This is a genomic window from Xenorhabdus sp. SGI246 (assembly GCF_040838225.1).
Taxonomy (GTDB): Bacteria; Pseudomonadota; Gammaproteobacteria; order Enterobacterales; family Enterobacteriaceae; genus Xenorhabdus; species Xenorhabdus indica.
The window spans coordinates 1-17,975 of the sequence record NZ_JBFPEZ010000096.1 but is presented as its reverse complement, the minus strand read 5'-3'; the positions used below and the strand labels follow the sequence as shown (position 1 = coordinate 17,975).

Annotated in this window: 11 protein-coding genes; 8 read left to right on the top strand and 3 right to left on the bottom strand. The window is 40.9% G+C overall.

The window, feature by feature from the left end; all coding sequences use genetic code 11:
* Window positions 1–397: 397 nt before the first annotated feature.
* From ABLA85_RS17205 to ABLA85_RS17180, 6 genes are all read left to right on the top strand, one after another.
* The gene (locus tag ABLA85_RS17205; RefSeq protein ID WP_367965566.1) at window positions 398–1,024 is read left to right on the top strand and encodes a ubiquinone biosynthesis protein UbiH; all 627 of its coding nucleotides are present in this window, start codon (window positions 398–400) and stop codon (window positions 1,022–1,024) included.
* A 56-nt stretch (window positions 1,025–1,080) separates the two neighbouring features.
* Window positions 1,081–3,216 carry a hypothetical protein gene (locus ABLA85_RS17200; RefSeq protein ID WP_367965568.1) on the top strand — a complete coding sequence of 712 codons (2,136 nt, stop codon included), beginning with the start codon at window positions 1,081–1,083 and terminating at the stop codon, window positions 3,214–3,216.
* 131 nt (window positions 3,217–3,347) lie between these two features.
* On the top strand, window positions 3,348–8,321 hold the full coding sequence (locus ABLA85_RS17195) for a DNA repair ATPase (RefSeq protein ID WP_367965567.1): 4,974 nt from the start codon (window positions 3,348–3,350) through the stop codon (window positions 8,319–8,321).
* A 144-nt stretch (window positions 8,322–8,465) separates the two neighbouring features.
* Complete coding sequence (locus ABLA85_RS17190; RefSeq protein ID WP_367965565.1) at window positions 8,466–8,933, top strand: helix-turn-helix domain-containing protein; 468 nt, start codon at window positions 8,466–8,468, stop codon at window positions 8,931–8,933.
* Window positions 8,930–9,184, top strand: coding sequence for a hypothetical protein (locus tag ABLA85_RS17185; RefSeq protein ID WP_367965564.1), 255 nt, complete (start codon window positions 8,930–8,932; stop codon window positions 9,182–9,184). Before ABLA85_RS17190 ends, ABLA85_RS17185 begins: the two co-directional genes overlap by 4 nt.
* Before the next feature lie 28 nt (window positions 9,185–9,212).
* Window positions 9,213–9,773: a rhomboid family intramembrane serine protease gene (locus ABLA85_RS17180; RefSeq protein ID WP_367965563.1), complete on the top strand. Its 561-nt coding sequence runs from the start codon at window positions 9,213–9,215 to the stop codon at window positions 9,771–9,773.
* A gap of 114 nt (window positions 9,774–9,887) precedes the next feature.
* Here ABLA85_RS17180 and ABLA85_RS17175 read toward each other — a convergent pair whose 3' ends face one another.
* On the bottom strand, window positions 9,888–11,336 hold the full coding sequence (locus ABLA85_RS17175) for a flavin-containing monooxygenase (protein ID WP_367965562.1): 1,449 nt from the start codon (window positions 11,334–11,336) through the stop codon (window positions 9,888–9,890).
* A gap of 244 nt (window positions 11,337–11,580) precedes the next feature.
* On the opposite strand from ABLA85_RS17175, the gene ABLA85_RS17170 reads away from it, so the two are divergent.
* Both ABLA85_RS17170 and ABLA85_RS17165 read left to right on the top strand, forming a co-directional pair.
* Window positions 11,581–12,516 (top strand): LysR family transcriptional regulator, encoded by a 936-nt coding sequence (locus ABLA85_RS17170; protein ID WP_367965561.1) that lies wholly within the window; start codon window positions 11,581–11,583, stop codon window positions 12,514–12,516.
* Window positions 12,517–12,591: 75 nt separating this feature from the next.
* Complete coding sequence (locus ABLA85_RS17165; protein ID WP_367965560.1) at window positions 12,592–13,230, top strand: LysE family translocator; 639 nt, start codon at window positions 12,592–12,594, stop codon at window positions 13,228–13,230.
* Between the two features lie 217 nt (window positions 13,231–13,447).
* Here the strand turns inward: ABLA85_RS17165 and ABLA85_RS17160 are convergent, their stop codons facing one another.
* Window positions 13,448–16,633, bottom strand: coding sequence for a type III restriction-modification system endonuclease (locus ABLA85_RS17160; RefSeq protein ID WP_367965559.1), 3,186 nt, complete (start codon window positions 16,631–16,633; stop codon window positions 13,448–13,450).
* Between the two features lie 4 nt (window positions 16,634–16,637).
* Window positions 16,638–17,969: a DNA methyltransferase gene (locus ABLA85_RS17155; RefSeq protein ID WP_367965558.1), complete on the bottom strand. Its 1,332-nt coding sequence runs from the start codon at window positions 17,967–17,969 to the stop codon at window positions 16,638–16,640.
* Window positions 17,970–17,975: the final 6 nt, after the last annotated feature.

Genomic DNA, 17,975 nt, shown 5'->3' with positions numbered 1-17,975 from the left:
TTAAAACATCAACAGCCCCTAACCATTTTGCGGCAATCCGCATGCCATTTTTAAACCATATCGAAATCTATTCAGGAATTCCTTCGCAAATATAATTAGTCTGGATAAAATAATTTATTAATTGATAATTTAATAAATAAATTATATCAACTAATATTCTCTTCTGAATTTATATCTTAAATACGTCGTAGATTTCCTTCATTTCAATACAGAATAATAGCCAATCAAAAAATTAAACGATTTTGTTTTATTATTACTAAGAGTATAAATAACAACCATTAATTCCTCTGGTAAAAATTCAAAAAATATCTTTTTTTAACTATTAACTTATTCTTAAATTTTATTTAATTAAATATAAATTTACAATGACTTATTACCATTTTGAGACAGTATTCTAATGGCGCTTTTCTTACAAAACTGTTTAGCTTTTCCGGTTATTCTCTTCAGCGGGCTATTATTGATTATTCTGTTTTATTGGATATGTGCCGCTTTTGGTTTGCTTGATATTGATATTTTGAATATAGATGTAGATAGTTTCGACGCAACCTCTCTGGCAGGTTGGTTAACGAAACTCGGCCTGACCGGAATTCCTATCACCATTATTATCACACTAATTACTCTGATTGGCTGGCCACTGAGCTATTTCAGCGAGCACTTAATGCTTCGTTTCATTGAATCCGACGTGCTCCGTTATTTACTAGGAATTGCCACACTCTTTATCGTAGGTTTCATTGCTCTATTTCTGACAGCAACACTCTTACGCCCACTGCAACCAAAATTATCAAGGCTCAATCGCTCCAATAGTGTTGATAATCTGATTGGCAAAGCCGCCGAAGTCCGTTCTCCCATTGTCACAGAACAACGGGGAGAAGCATTAATGAATCACAATGGTGCCAGCCTTATCTTGCAGATACGGGCACCAGAAAGTGACGGTATCATTCGCGGAGATCGCGTCGTGCTGATCAGTTATGACGCCACAACTAACAGTTATGCTGTCGTCAGTGAAGATGAATTTAGATTGTAACAAGTTACTTTCCACCACTGCCGTAAAAAATGGAGAAACACTTAAATATGTCAGATATTAATTTGGCTGATTTCATGCCGTTTTTGATCATTATTGCAACGATAATCATCGTCATTCTGGGTTTTTTTGGGCTTTTTAAAGCATTTTATATCAAAGTACCACAGGGAACTGCGCTGATCGTTAACGATATGTCATCTCAGCCTAAAGTCCATTTTACTGGTGCTCTGGTTTATCCCATTATTTACAAAAAAGAATTCATGCGAATTTCCCTGCTGACGCTGGAAGTTGATCGTCGGGGTAAGGATGGCCTGATCTGTAAAGATAACCTGCGCGCAGACATTACTGTTGCTTTCTACCTGCGAGTGAATGAAACCACCGAAGATGTACTGAAAGTGGCAAAATCCATCGGTGTTGAACGTGCATCTGACCATAATGCCGTCAGCACGCTGTTTAGTGCCAAATTCTCAGAAGCACTGAAAACTGTTGGTAAACAACTTGAACTGGCAAAACTGTTTGAAGACCGCCAAAACTTCCGTGACCGCATTGTTGATGTCATCGGTAAGGATTTGAACGGTTATGCTCTGGAAGATGTTGCTATCGACTATCTGGAACAGACCCCGAAAAACTCGCTGGACCCAAACAATATCTTCGATGCGGAAGGTATTCGCAAAATCACCGAAATCACTGCCATTCACAATATTGAAACCAACCAGAAAGAACGAGATCAAGAGCTGGCTATCCAGAAGAAAAACGTGGAGACCCGTGAAGCCAGTCTGGCATTAGAACGTCAGCAAGCTGATGCCGAAGCCCGCCAAAAACGTGAAATTGAAAGCATCCGTGCTCGTGAAGCCGCCGAAACGCTGAAAGTAAAAGAAGAAGAGCGCCTGAAAGCAGAGCAAGCTCGTATTCAAACTCAGCAGGAAATCGAAATCCGCGAAGAGAATCGCCTGCGTGAAGTAGAAGTTGCTCAACAGAATCGCTCCCGTGCCGTCACCATTGAAATGGAAAAAGTCATTCGCGCACAGGAATTGGAAATTGTTGCCCGTGAGCGTGAAGTTGAACTCCAGCGCATTGAAAAAGAGAAAGCGCTGGAAGAAGAGCGTAAAAATATTTCTAACGTTATTCGTGAGCGTGTCGCCGTAGAAAAAACCGTTGCTCAAGAAGAAGAACGCATCAAGGAAGTGCGTATGGTTTCTGAAGCAGATCGGCAAAAACAGATCATTATTATTCAGGCTCAGGCTGAAGCAGAACAAGAGCTGGTTCGCCAGGTAAAACAAGCCGAAGCAGATGAAAGCAGTGCTAAATTCAAAGCATTGGAAATCAGCACTATGGCACAAGCTGAATTAGACGCAGCCGCCAAACAGTCCGAAGCGAAAAAACGTCTGGCAGAAGGTATTGAAGCCGAAGAGGCAGCTCTGGGTCTGGCCGAAGCCCGTATCCGTCAAGCTAAAGCTGAGGCAGAAGAGAAAGAAGGTCTGGTACAGGCAAATGTTATTGCTGAGAAATTACTGGCAGAAGCCCGTGGCACACAAGAAAAAGGTTTGGCTGAAGCACGGGTAATGGAAGCTCAAGCCAATGCTTCTGAAAAACAAGGTCTGGCAGAAGCCAAAGTATTGGAAGAAAAACTGACGGCACAAGCACGTGGTGAAGGCCAGTTGGGTGCTGCACAAGCTGAAGTGATCCGCCAGCGTCTGAAAGCAGAAGCTGATGGTCTGACTGATAAATTTACCGCGATGGGTAATCTCAACGATACCGCACGTGAGCATGAAGAGTTCCGTATGCAGCTTGAGAAAAACTTTGAACAAGAGATGTCTGCCATTTCCGCCAATAAAGAGATCGCCAAAGAACAAGCGGACGTTCTGGCGGCAGCGCTTAGCAAAACCAACATCGATATCGTGGGCGGTGACGGCAGCTTCTTCAATACCTTCTCTAAAGCACTCACTGTGGGCAAAGCCATTAATGGCGTGGTTGACAAAAGCCCATTAGTAAAATCCGCCGTAGATAGGTTGCTGGCAAGTAAAGATGATAACGGAACCGGAAAAGAGTTGGATAAAAAAGAGGTGGGTGAAAAAGTCGCTGGAGAGCAAAAACTCGATTTCAACTCTTTGCTGCAAAACCCAGAGGTTCAATCTCTGGTCAATATGTTCAGCGGCGGTAAAAAAAGTCAGAAGAAAGATAATTCAGAAGAGTAGTCAGTAATATTCACCGTCACGGTTACCCGTGGCGGTGAATATCTATATTTAAGAGATGTCTGTACAGTGCCCTGGAACCGGAATTAACGTCATTAAAGCAAGGAAATACTTACGCCATGTCAGATAGCCAAATGAATGATCATCAAGTAAACACTCGCGAGCAGGAATTACTGGATAATGCCGTCGCTGAAGGTGGAGCCTATGACATCTTACGCCATCGTCTGTCTGAACAAGGCCAGCAATTACACGAAAAAGTCAGTCTGTTAAATACCCTCCGTCTGGAAGAATTTGGCAAAAACCAGACTGATATTATTGGCCGTATTCGTATCCGCACAGAAAATAACTGCGTTGCCCGCGACATTGTCCGTGTTGGTGACTGGTTACTGTTTGGCTATAACGTTTTCCTCGGCTTGAAAAAAGAGACTCAGGTTGAAGATGTTTTTTCCCTGTACAAATTGAAAAAAGAGAACGATGAATATGATGTTGAATCTGTCCCACTGACAGGTACATTCCTCAACATCACCAGCTTTGTACAGGATTTCAACGAACTGTATACCTACTACAAGAATACTCAACTACTGGAACTGGTCGAGCGGGACGGGAAACTCCTTGCCAGCTTCCAGATTGGTGAACGGATCACCGATATTCGCGTATTCCGCTGGACAATTTCCAGCGACAAAACTGAAATCAAATACATTGATAATCGCGGTGAACGGGATATCGCCCTGCCCCCTGCTTACGATTTCGAATGGCAGCGAACAACACGGGAAAATACCGTACATGGCCGCTATCCACACATGAACATTCTCGATACGGTATTTGTGGAAACCATCGGCGGCGATCTGACCATCAAATGTGAAAACAATACCGAAGATGGATTGGGTATTTACCGGGAAGCGGTACTGGATAAAACGCAATCTCTGGATGATGCACAAATCGAATACGCTCAGGCTGGTAGTCTTATTTTATTAAAAATTCTGCCTTATCGAGAGGATACATGGCGTTATCTGGTTTATAACACACTGATTCAGACGGTACAGCGCATTGATGCTATTGGTTTGGCTTGCATTCAGCTACCGGAAGATCACGGTATTATCTTTCCCGGTGGTTATTACCTGCAAAATGGAGAATACAAAACTTTCGATCAACCGATGGATGGGATGCGATTCCGACGGATTCGCCGCTCTCCGAATGGGGAAGATGTCATGTATATCTTCTATGAACCCAGGTTCGGCCGTCTGGCATTGTTCAACTACAACTTGATCGAGCGTAAGCTACAAAATCCATTATTTGGCCACGGCTATGCCATGTTGGAAGATGGTCAGATGGTACTGTTCGAAGGGCAATCAGATGAGCCAACACGCATCCACCCAATGCAAATCTGGCAAACGCCTTTCTACTCAGACGAATATGCCGCCCGTCAACCTGCCCGAAACAGTTTCCTCGGACGTATTGGCAATGCAGAATTAGTGCGGGGGATTTCCGATCTTTACCACATTGTCAAAGAGATTGAGCAACAGCAGATCTCCTCTCAACTCTACGAAAAACTCTGTCAAGATGCCCGCCGTCTGGTGGATATCTACTATTGGTTAAGTGACGGAAAGTGGTTAAGCGACGGAAAGCGGTTAAGTGGCGAACAGAACCTGCATATCGCAGTATTGCTTAAAGAGATCGCCAACACCAGTGAACGGGTATTGGATGAATACGAAAAAGTAGAAAGTATCCGTCGTCAATCCGTTCGGGCTATGAATGAAGCAACGTCATCTCAAAAAGCGTTGCTGACCGCCATGTTGCCGGAAAGTTGGACTGAAACTCAGCAATTTATTGATGCATTAAACAATTTGAGCATCCAACGCGGCCATTTAATCACCCTGCGCGATCACCGTTATATCGATTTATCCCGTCTCGATGAAATGGAAACACAACTGGCTGACAGTCAGCGACGCATTTCACTGGCAACTGCGGAATTTCTTGCCAGCGAAAGGGCTTTGCAACCCTTCAACCAACAGTTACAGACGTTGGAAAAACAAGTGCAGGCAGCCGCTAATAGTACCCAACTTACGGAGCCATTGGCTGGCATGGAAAAAATGTCAGCCGATCTGGATATGCTGTCAAATCTGATGGCTTCACTGAAATTTGAAGACACAACTCAGCAGACTCACATTATTGAGTCCATTTCTGAGATCTATGCGTTACTGAATCAGGCGAGAGCCAGATTGCGACAACGCCGTAAAGAGAAAAGTGCTGTTGAATCCGTCGCACAATTCGGTGCGCAATTTAAATTATTCAGTCAAGGGATTACCAACGCCCTGACGCTTTCCACCGATCCTGAACGTTGTGACGAACAGCTCTCACGTTTATTGGTACAACTGGAAGAGCTGGAGAGCCAATTTAGTGATCACGATGAGTTTTTAAATGACATTCTGGATAAGCGCGAAGAGTTGCTGGAAACATTCGAAACTCACAAACAATCATTACTGGACGAACGCCAACGCAAAACCCAAACTTTACACGTTGCGGCAGAACGTCTGCTGGGCAGCATAAGCCGCAGGACAGCCAAGTTTTCTTCGCTTGATGAACTGAATGCCTTTTTTGCTGCCGATACACTGTCTCTGAAAACACGGGAAATTATTGAACGTTTGCGTGAACTGAAAGACAGTGTCAAATCGGACGATATTGATGCGAAATTCAAGGCTACACGAGATCAGGCCATTCGCAGTCTGCGGGATAAAACCGAAATTTATGAAGAGGGTGGCAACATTATCAAACTTGGCCCTCGCCACCGTTTCAGTGTTAATACTCAAGAGCTGGATCTGACCATCCTGCCACAAGGCGATCTGCTCTATCTACATTTGACCGGAACAGATTATCGGGAGCCGATAGATAACCCGGAACTTAACGACCTAAAACCCTACTGGAAAATACCCCTTGAATCAGAATCACCGGAAGTTTACCGTGCGGAATACCTTGCCTACTCACTGATTTATGCAGCCAGCAAAAAACGGGAAGGCTTAACATTGGATGGGCTGAAAACCCTGATTAGCCAACCAGGAATATTGGAAAAAACCATACGTGATTTTGCAGCTCCCCGTTATAAAGAGGGGTATGAAAAAGGTATCCATGATCATGATGCCGTGGCAATCCTGCGTAAACTCATTCCTGTAGGGGAAAGCGCCGATCTTTTGCGTTTCAACTCCCGCGCCAGAGCTATCGCTGTTCTGTTCTGGGAACAGGTTCAACATGCAGAGCTGCCATCATTGTGGCCAGAGCGTGCCCGTACCTGTACTAATATCTATCAACTTTTTCGTAATGATGCGGGATTGCAAGATCTAGAGACAGAAGTAGCAGCAGAAATTAGCCTGTTCCTTGAACGTCATCCAATTAAGTGTGAACCTTACCAACAAACACAGGCAGCGGAATATTTATGCCTGGTTTTGAGCCGTGCCACAGTAGAATTTAATTTCAGTAAATACGCTCGTACTTTGCTGGAAGGGCTGCAATCCGTGCTGGAAAAAGCCCATATGTGGGGAGACTTCAATCATTCACAAAAAAACCTTAACCAACGTTTTTCTCAACGCTGGTCGCTGGTAGAAAACTGGCTGAATGGGCTCTGTTCTTTAACTGAATTTTCACCATTGAAAAATTATATTCCAGAAGCTGTCGCGCTGATTTTACTGGATAAATCGCTCAATGCCCGTTTCAGTGAAGTCGATTTACATTTTACAGTTACAGGATTAATCGGAGAGCATCCTTCCATTGTCAATCAGACATTGATCCTCAGCCTCGATGATTATTTCTGCCGGATGCGTAAACAGCGCAAAGTATTTATTCCTACTTATCACCATTATCAGGAATTACGTCAAAGTGTTCTGAACCAACAACGTCAATCATTGCGATTACATGAGTTCAAGGCTCGGCCACTGAGTTCATTTGTTCGCAACAAACTGATCAACGATGTTTACCTGCCATTGATTGGTGATAACCTTGCCAAACAGATCGGAGCTATCGGTGAAGGAAAACGAACAGATCTGATGGGGATGCTTCTGATGATCTCGCCGCCCGGCTATGGTAAAACCACATTAATGGAATATATCGCCAACCGTCTTGGTTTAATCTTCATGAAAATCAATGCGCCAGCGTTGGGGCATGATGTGCTGTCACTTGATCCAGTTCAGGCTCCGAATGCCACTGCCCGTCAGGAACTGGAAAAACTGAATCTGGCACTGGAAATGGGTAATAACGTAATGCTGTATATTGACGATATCCAGCATACCAACCCTGAATTCCTGCAAAAATTTATTTCTCTGTGTGACGGAACACGACGTATAGAAGGTGTCTGGAAAGGCAAGACCAAAACCTACGATATGCGCGGCAAAAAATTCTGCGTTGTCATGTCCGGCAACCCTTATACCGAATCCGGTGAACTGTTCAAAATCCCTGATATGTTGGCGAATCGTGCCGATATTTATAACCTCGGTGAAGTATTAGGTGGTATGGAAGAAGCCTTCAGACTGAGCTATATCGAAAACAGCCTGACGTCAAATCCGGTATTGGCTCCGTTGGCGTTACGTGACATGAACGATTTATACCTGTTTATTGATAAAGCAATGGGTAAACCGTTCTCCAGCAATGCGTTGAGTTACCCCTATAGCGAAGCTGAACTCACCGAAATCGTTGCTATCCTTGAGCGTCTGCTGATCATGCGGAATATCGTTTTCAAAGTGAATCAACAATATATTGCCAGTGCCGCTCAGTCAGATAAATACCGGACAGAGCCACCATTCAAACTACAAGGAAGTTACCGTAATATGAACAAACTCAGTGAAAAAGTTTCTGCGGTAATGAACGAAGCAGAAATACAACGTATTCTGGATGATCACTATTTAGGAGAAGCACAATTGCTGACCAGTGGAGCGGAAGAGAACTTACTCAAACTGGCAGAGATCCGTGGCACTATGACACCAGAACAACAACAACGCTGGCAACAGATAAAACGCGATTTTATGCGCAATAAAGCACTAGGCGGTGATAATGCTAATATCGGTGACCGGGTTGTTGCTCAACTTGCTGATTTGGTTGAGAGTGTTCAGGCGTTAGGAAATTGATCTGTATATCCGAAAAAACATAGACTTACAAAACAGTACTCAGTTTAAAAAATACTTATTTTTCGTTTATTGCGTTTTTTGATTATTTCGTTTATCTTGTGATTGCCGATTTTTAATGCATCACTAGCTATTGAGGAATTTTCCATGATTATTTCCAACTCCTCCAAAATGACGCTTCCTTTAGCAAGAGAAGTTCAGGTTGCAGTGGAAAGTCAGCGTGTTCTGGCAGCCTATCTGGCAACCCATTTCGAAACCCAATATATCCAGATATTTGATGAAAAAAATCAATCACATAAAGTAGAATTACCCACTTCTGCTTTGCGCCTCTTGGTTGATATTTTGTCTGAACTTGCTGAAGGTAATTCAGTTAAAGTTGTACCAGTTCATGCAGAACTAACCACTCAAGAAGCAGCAGATTTACTTAATGTCTCCAGGCCTCATTTAATCAAGTTATTGGAAGAAGGTGCACTACCATTCCACAAGACTGGAAAGCATCGCCGTGTACGGTTTTCAGACCTGATGATATTTAAAAATACACGCGATCAAGATAGTGAAAAAACCATGTCAGAACTGACTCAGCAAGCACAAGAATTAGGAATGGGATACGAATGAGATATTCTTCCTTTACAGCCATCTATGATGCTTGTGTTTTATATCCAGCACCATTGAGAGATTTCCTTATGTGGCTAGGTTTATCAGGGCAGTTTAGAGCACGTTGGAGCCACCAAATTCATGAAGAATGGAAACGAAACTTATTAGTTAATCGTACAGATTTAACCCGAAGCCAATTAGATAGAACCTCTGATTTAATGGCTCATGCAATTCCTGATGCGTTAGTTGTTGGTTACGAAAATTTGATGTGATAAATAAATAATATTAAGGCAACATATAGTGAAAATATGGCTCCAACAACGCTTTCATATCTTGGTCGGGTTGGTATTAATACTTTTTTTAATTCAAATAATTGATACCTTAACCGATGGAACATTAAACAATTTCGGCATTATTCCCCGATACTCTCAGGGTTTGATCGGTATCCCACTATCACCATTTTTGCATAGCAGTTGGGCACATCTGTTTAGTAACCTCCCTGCCTTATTGGCACTCAGTGCATTACTGATGACCCATTCTATTCGTTATTACATTCTGGCCAGTTTGTTTATTATTTTTACCGAGGGTACGTTAGTCTGGTTATTCGGCCGAATGGCCATTCATATCGGTGCCAGCGGCTGGATTTTTGGTTTGTGGGGATTATTACTGGCGAATGCTTACTTCCTGAGAAGAGCTAAAGATTTTTTCTTCTCCATTCTGGTCATTATCTATTATGGCGGGATAGCTTTCGGTCTATTACCACTACAAGAAAATATTTCTACAGAAAGCCATATTTTTGGTGCGATTTCAGGAATAATTTTCTCCTGGCTCTCCAGGAAGTGGTTCATCAAACAACGTTAGTGCATAGAATTAAGAATATAAAATTGAGCATTACCGTACCATCCTTGATATCCCTTATTACTCTGAAATCTGACAAAAAATAATTCGCCCGTTATCATAACGGGCTGATTATAATTACAACCATTCCAGAGCGGGATCATCCACTGGCTGCCGTAAGACTTGTTTATCTTTTTGATAATCATGTGACACTTGCCAATTTGGGCTGCGTCCCTGACGGGGAAGTGCATCTTCACTCCGTTTCACATAGCCAGATTGCAAGCCACCAAATAAATGTTTATCAGGTACTACCTCATCTGGCAGAGCATGTGGTGTCACAACCGTAGCCTGACGGCGATCCATTTCATGTAATAAACGACAAATATATTCTGCTGAGAGATCAACTTTTAATGTCCAGGCGTTGCTAACATAACCAAATAGATAAGCAAAATTAGGAATATCCTGTATTAATGTCCCCTTATAGAACATCATATTATTACCTTGCTGTGGTTGACCATCAATAGTAATCTCAGCTCCTCCCATCAGTTGTAATTGCAACCCTGTCGCTGTCACTATGATATCAGCAGATAATTTCTTACCCGATTGCAATAAAATCCCATCTTCAGTAATACGTTTAATTTGATCAGTGACGATAGAAGCTTTCCTCTCTTTCAGAACCTTAAATAGATTGCTGTCAGGCACAAAGCACAATCGTTCATCCCATGGCATATACTTGGGTGTCAGGTGTTTCATGTCAAAATCAGGGCCAACTTTTCTGCGGGCTAATCCCAACAATAACGATTTCAAAAAGTGAGGGAAATATCGGCTGATTTTATATAACAAGCTGAAAAATAAAATATTGCGTTTTCGGCTTAATGTATAAATCCAACGTTGTGGAATAATGCCATTCAGAAACTCAGCAATCTTATCCCTGCCCGGTATTGAAAAAATATAACTTGGGGAACGCTGTAGCATAGTAATATGCTCGGTCTCATATGCCATTGCCGGAAGTAAAGTAACTGCGGTTGTACCACTTCCAATCACAACAACTCGCTTTCGTTTGTAATCTAATGTCTCAGGCCAGTGTTGTGGATGAACTACCGGGCCTTTAAAATCTTCAAGACCAGGGAGCTTAGGTACATAGGGTTCATCTTGATTGTAGTAACCTGTCGCACCGATAAGAAAATGACAAGTAAATTGCCGAATTTCTCCACTGGTTTCATCTATTGCAGTAACAGTCCATTGGCGAGTTTCATTTGACCAGTTAATTTTGGTGATCTTTAATCCAAACTGAATTTTTTTATCAATTGCATACTCTTCTACTGCTGAATTCAGATAGTGTCTAATTGAAGGCCCATCAGCAAAAATACTGGTATCTGTCCAGGGACGAAATTTATAGCCATAGCTCATCATATCTGAATCTGTGCGAATCCCTGGATAGCGAAATAAATCCCAAGTTCCACCTATTGCGTGACGACGCTCTAAGATACCCACTTTTTTGTCAGGACATTCTCTTACCAAATGGCATGCCATACCAATGCCAGAAACGCCCGCTCCCATAATCAAAACATCATAATGGTTATCCATATTATTACCTCCTCTATAAATGTACTCTTTTGATTAAATCAGTCTCCCATTACTGGGATATATTATTTTTTATCCAATAGAACAACCATTTTTATTTATGAGGCAGGAGTATCATGATTAGATACATAGCTGATTGTTGAACAAATTTATTTGAATTAATTCGTATTGAAAAATCATGGATAAAAAATTAAATATCACTTAAAGTGTTTATAATTATTAAAATCGCCAATATGGAAAGTACACTTTGAATAATTACAAATTACTACCTGCTCTAATATCAATACTGAGAACACTTAATTTGACCGAATCAGCAAAACAATTAAATGTGACACAGTCTGCGATGAGTAAAACATTAAATCAGCTCCGTGAAGATTTTCATGACAAGATTATGATAAGAGAGGAAAATAAATTTATCCTTACCAAGAAAGGAGAGAAATTAAAAGCACAGCTTCCCATATTGATGCAGCAATTGGATAATCTATATGCACCAGAATCAATAGACCCAAGTCAATGTAAAAGGAAATTTACCTTAGCCTCCAGCGACTATGTCGCACAAGCCATCTTACCTTCTATCTTTTTTCATATTGAAAGAGAAGCACCTAAAGTCAGTATCGAATATAAATTGTGGTATAAAAATAATCTGAACAAACTTGCCGGGCAAGATCTTGACTTAGTGGCCACTATTGCTGACTCCATACCTGATAATTTATATGGCAAGTTAATGGCCGAAGACCAACTTGTTGTTGTATTCAGAGATAATCACCCTAAATCTGATCGTGAGCTAACCATTAACGACTATATTAACAGTCGGCATATTCTTATTAGTGGTGGCGGAGATAAAGATAGCTCCGTTGACCATACATTAGCAATGATGGATCTCCACCGTAATATTTTAGTTACAGTTCCTTTTTTCCAATCAGCCATTGAGTTACTGTTAAAAACAGATGCCATGCTCACTATACCACTGCATATCGCTGCTGATTTTGCCCAATATTATGATTTGAAAATAAGATACTTACCCATTGATATCCAGCCGCAGCAATACTACTTACTGTGGCATGCCAAGTATCATCAAGATCCAGAGCATAAATGGTTCCGAGAAATTTGTTTTCCTTTAATCAAAGCGCATCTTGACAGGACAATCAGACATGGTATGAAATTAATTCATACCCATAAGTAGATTTTCTATCTTTTATATATCATTTACTTTCATTAATATAATGAAATCATCAATAGTAAAATAGTGGTAATTATTATGCCATCTATAGAAACATTAATTACATTTATCAGTATTTCAACTTTTTTATGTTTTTTACCCGGTCCTGATAATCTTTTTATATTGAGTCAATCGGCAATAAATGGGCGAAAAGCTGGAATATTAATAACCATTGGTCTATGTATTGGTTTGGCAATACATATTTCTTTAGTATCATTAGGTATTGCAACAATATTACGAGAAAATGCAGTAGCATTTGGAGTTATTCGGATTTTTGGCATAATTTATCTAACTTATCTGGCTTGGGGGGCTTTCAAAGCTAAACCTACTTTTATTCAAGGAAGCTCTTATCATTTTCATGATACAAAAAAACTCATCGGCAAAGGGATACTCATGAATTTATCAAACCCCAAGATTATCGTTTTCTTTTTGGCTTTTCTGCCTCAGTTCACCAATAAAAGTACAAATATTATCTCAGTTTCACTCCAATCATTATATCTGGGTGTGATATTTTCTATCATCACTTTCATTGTATTTTCCATTATTTCATATTTGTCAGGGTATTTAAGTGAAGTAATATCTCATAAACCAGAAATACAAAATATTTTAAATAAAATCACTGCCTTAATATTTGTAATATTGGCAATTAATTTATTTATTTCAGGCGGATTTGCCTGATAAATGCAATTTTCAGAAAGACGGTCAGTTGCTATCTTAAATCATCGCAGTCACATACCTCAAAAGTTGAACATCTGACCGCAGCAGAGCAAATTATTTGATTTTATCGGTAAAAGTACGGTACGTACCCTGCCCGGCACATTAAAACAGAGCGCCGGATAAAAACCAGCGCTTTGTCTGTAACCTGAAGGCTCTATGCGCTAATGCCTTGATGCTATTAAGATCCAAAATGAGCACTGAACGTATCAAAGTTATCAGCTTTAACAAACCTGGCAGCGTTAGGCACCTCTTTACCATTTTTGTCTTTACTTAATGCATTGAAATGCTCAACACCACACTTGATCTTAGCTTTTTCAGCTTCACGCAGGTCATCTGAGAATATGCTCGATTTCGTTTCAACCACAAAGTAAAGCTTCTCCCCGGCTCCATCACCTTTGTCAATGATTACCGCCCAGTCAGGATTGTAACTGCCTAGCGGAGTATCAATCTTGAACCAAGATGGCAGCCTGGAATAGATCTTCACTTCTTCAGCATTTTCCAGCTTTTCAACGAAGTTAAGCTCAGTATCTGAATCGCAAATGATGTAGTCATATACCGATTTTTCAGCTTTCACCATATCTTTGAAGTAACCAGTCAGCTCTTCTTCTTGGAAAAGCTCTTGAGCATAGTATGCCTCGTCACCAATACGGTGGTACTTAATTCCATCCACAATGGCAATACGCATCTGTTTACGGATAACTTTACCCGCTAACTCGATAAAGCGCTGAGGATTATTTTTGAAGGCTTCCAGCTTATCGCCTAAACCTAGCAGAATATCGATAATTGTCTGGCGGGTCAGATTGGTCTGATCGGTCAGATAAGTCACAACATCTGGCAACTGGAAGTTGCGACTGCAATAATACTGCATCTTGGTTTTCTCATCGTAGGTTTCCAGTTCAGCTTCAGTAACAGCAATCTTAACTTTGGTGTACTGAAACCAGGCTCTGGCTACGACCACATTCGCTCTAATTTCCTTGATACAGTTATCAACCAGCTCGTTGATATTAAAGTTAACACGATAAGTTGTTTTGTATTTAATACGTCCCCAAAGGGCTTTGAAGTCTTCACCAAGTACAACCTGCTTACCATTTGTATCTTCACACAAGGCTACAGAGCGCTTTTCTGCGTGTTTTTTCACGTTCAAGCCTTTTGCCAACTTCTTCAACATGGCAACGATGGCCTCAGTATACTCAGCAACACTGGAAGGCAGACTCACCTCATTATTATTGATGGCAATTTTCAGCACATCCTGAATCTTGCCTTTGCCATCAATATAACCTTGAGACAGAAGATGCTGGAAGATCTCTTCTGACCCCTTCGCTCCCAAGAAGGCTTTCTGATCCAACTCACCAGAAACAACAATGTTGGCAAATTGGTGAGATTCAACCACACCAAATTTAATGCCTTCTTCTGCTTCAATCTCTTTTTGCAGTTCAGAAACAAAGCTTTCATAAGATTCGTTTGCCATAACGGTCAGGGTATTTACCTCAAAACCGTAAGGCACACGTTCACCAGACTGATCAACGGCTAAACGTAGGCCACGACCGATTTCCTGTCGTTTTTTAGTGACTGAACGAGTTTCATTCAACGTACAAATCTGGAAAATATTCGGGTTGTCCCAGCCTTCTTTCAGTGCTGAGTGTGAAAAAATAAAACGCAGCTTCTCATCCATAGATAGAAGCTTTTCTTTATCTTTCATAATCAGATTATAGGCCGACTCATCCGCCACGGTTTTACCCCCTTCGCCTTTAGCTGAAAGCTTCGAGTCAGTGAACTGAGGGTTACCAGAAGTGTCTTTTTTCTTGTCCTGCGCAAAGTAGCCATCGTGCACTGCTTGGGTGAGTTCTTGCAGCGCTATTTCGTTAATGGTGTATTTATCGCCATCATTGTCCCAGATAATCGGGTACAACACGCGATATTTGGGCTTGCTAACCTGCCTGGCAAACTCTTCTTCAAACCACTTGGCAAATTTACCCTGAACAGGCACGCCATCTTTAGAGTAGCCGCGGTAGTTGACAACCTTATCGATAAAAAACAGACTCAGCACCTTAATACCTTTCTGGCTCAGGATTTTCGAGTGGTTGATCTTGTCATAACCCGTTGTCACCTTGTGGTAGAATTTCAACTCTTTTTCCAGGTGCTCTTCGATAGTTTTGGCTATTTGAATGCACTTGAAGGCCTCCGAATCCACTTCGCCAATGGCTTGCCCAAGGCGCACAATTTCATCGCGACTGGTAAAATCAATATATTCATTACCTTCTTCGCAATAAATGTCGTTAACGATATAGCCTTCATAAACACTGCGCCCACCAGAAAGTTCAAATAAATCATTAACCTGACCATCTTTGATAGTAATTACCTTACGTGGTTGCAGCTTGCCTGTGCGCGTTTGGGCATCAATTTCAATCTTGGCAGAAATGGGGGATTTCTTATTATCAACACTCACTAGCTTGATGTAGGCATGGTTATGCCCGTCTTTAACTTCCAGCGAAGCAACTTCGATTTGCTTAACCAGTTTGCCCTCATAGGCATCAATAGCGTCGAGCTTATACAGCAGGTGTGGTGCTTCTTCCAACGTGGCCGAATAACGGAATGTACACAATGGCGCTAAGCTGCTAATCGCTTCTTTTCGGTTTGCCGTTGATACTACTGACTGTGGTTCATCAATAATAACGACAGGATGAGTTGCCTGAATAAATTCAATAGGCTTCATCCCGTTCAATCTGTCATCTGTACGATGGATCAGATTCGCCGTAGTTTCTTTCGTAGGATCGGTGAATGACTTACTGAACGCATCAATATTCATCACCATAATTTGGATGTAATCATTGGTAGCAAAGTTACGCACCTGTTCGCGCTTTGATGAATCATAGACAAAATAGTCATACTGAACGTTTTTATACTGCTCACGGAAGTGCGGCTCTGTGATTTGCAATGATTTATAGACGCCTTCTTTAATTGCAATAGATGGTACTACGATAATAAACTTTGTCAGTCCATAACGCTGATTTAGCTCAAAGATAGAACGCAGGTACACATAGGTTTTACCTGTACCTGTTTCCATTTCAACACTGAAATCCAGACTTGTCAGTTCTTGCTTTGCGTTTTCAACCTGTGGCAAACCATTTTTTAACTGAACATTACGTGTGTTAGCATAAATTTCATCAGGCAATAAAGTAAGCGCATTTCCGACACCGAGGTCGTTGTTTTTAGAAAAGATATCCAGTTGTTGATTTGCCCACATCTTATCTGTGACAGTGAAATTAGATTGAAATGTTTCTTGTCCTGCAAACACACCTAAAACAGCATCAACTGCATTGGTTTGGTGTGATAAGTCCGATCTAAATTGAATCTTCATCATCATTACCTTAAATGCTCTTTACATCGTTGATACCATACTGCTTTAGGATCTGAATCGCGTTGGTTTTGATAACACTGTCTGCAAAGCCTTGGTCTTTAAAAACGATTTGAGTGCTTTCTGGATTGAGCTTTTCTTTCAGTTTGGCGATACCTTCAACCACTTGCTCAGTGATGCCATCGTCCAGGCAAATCATTAAAGCACCAGTGCCAACAATAAAGATTTTTTTGCCTTCAACTGTAGTTTCTTCCACTTGTTCGGTCAGTTCTAAACCATATTTCAACAAGATCTCGTAAAACACATCTTCAGGCATACGGTCATCTTTGATAGATTTAGCAGCGAGTTGCAGAGCAGGTTCTAAGCTTTCAAAATCAGCATCCCAAGAGTGAATATTTGTTTGATCTAATTTGAAAAACCTAACACCTTGAGTTTTATCTTCTTCTAAAATGGCATTTTTTATTCTTCTTAGGGCAATTCTGGAAATCAATTCAGGTATTGACTCCTTAGTACAATACTCTATTGCACCCGCATTTTTTGAGACAGACTCAGGTAATTGAATCAATATAAACTTTCTTCTACCGCTATCTTTCTTATTTTGTTTTAATACAGCATGACCTGTAGAACCACTTCCAGCAAAAAAGTCAAGGATGATATCTTCACTATCCGTGACCTTCATTAAGTGTTCAATTAATCCTGTCGGCTTTGGATAATCAAAAACAGATGAACAGAGAAGGGCTTCAACCTCTTTACTTCCTTGCTTCGTTGTAAAATCGGTTATTATTGTTTTTGGATGTTCAGTGCCTCGTTTTTTAACATACTGAAGAACACCATTAGGTTTGAAGAAGAACTCAACAATCTGCTGCCCTTTAGAGTCAAAAGTATCATTTCCTGATAGCCAATTTTCGATTTGACTCTTCATTGTCCAGCCCGCTTTTAGCGTGACTTCGCTAGCTAAGGCCCCATTCCTGCATTCAAATACACCGGAAGTAACTTCAACGACTTCTTTATCTCCAAATACTGATGGAAACGTTTTATTTTCACCTAAGAATTTGATTCCAGAAGGGAATGTTATTTCTGACGCTGGGTTTTTAATACTAACCTTTTTTATTGCACGATCAGAAATTAAGCTATCATCTCCCTTATAAACAACATGAGGTAATTGAGATATATCTTTTGCATATGCCAATATATATTCATGTTCTCTGGTAAAAGTTGATGCTGAAGTTCTTCCACTTTTCCAAATAAATCTTTCAACAAAATTATCTTCACCAAATATTTCATTGCACAAATTGGACAAATTAACAACTTCATGTTCATCTATAGATATAAAGTAAGCGCTCAATTAAAC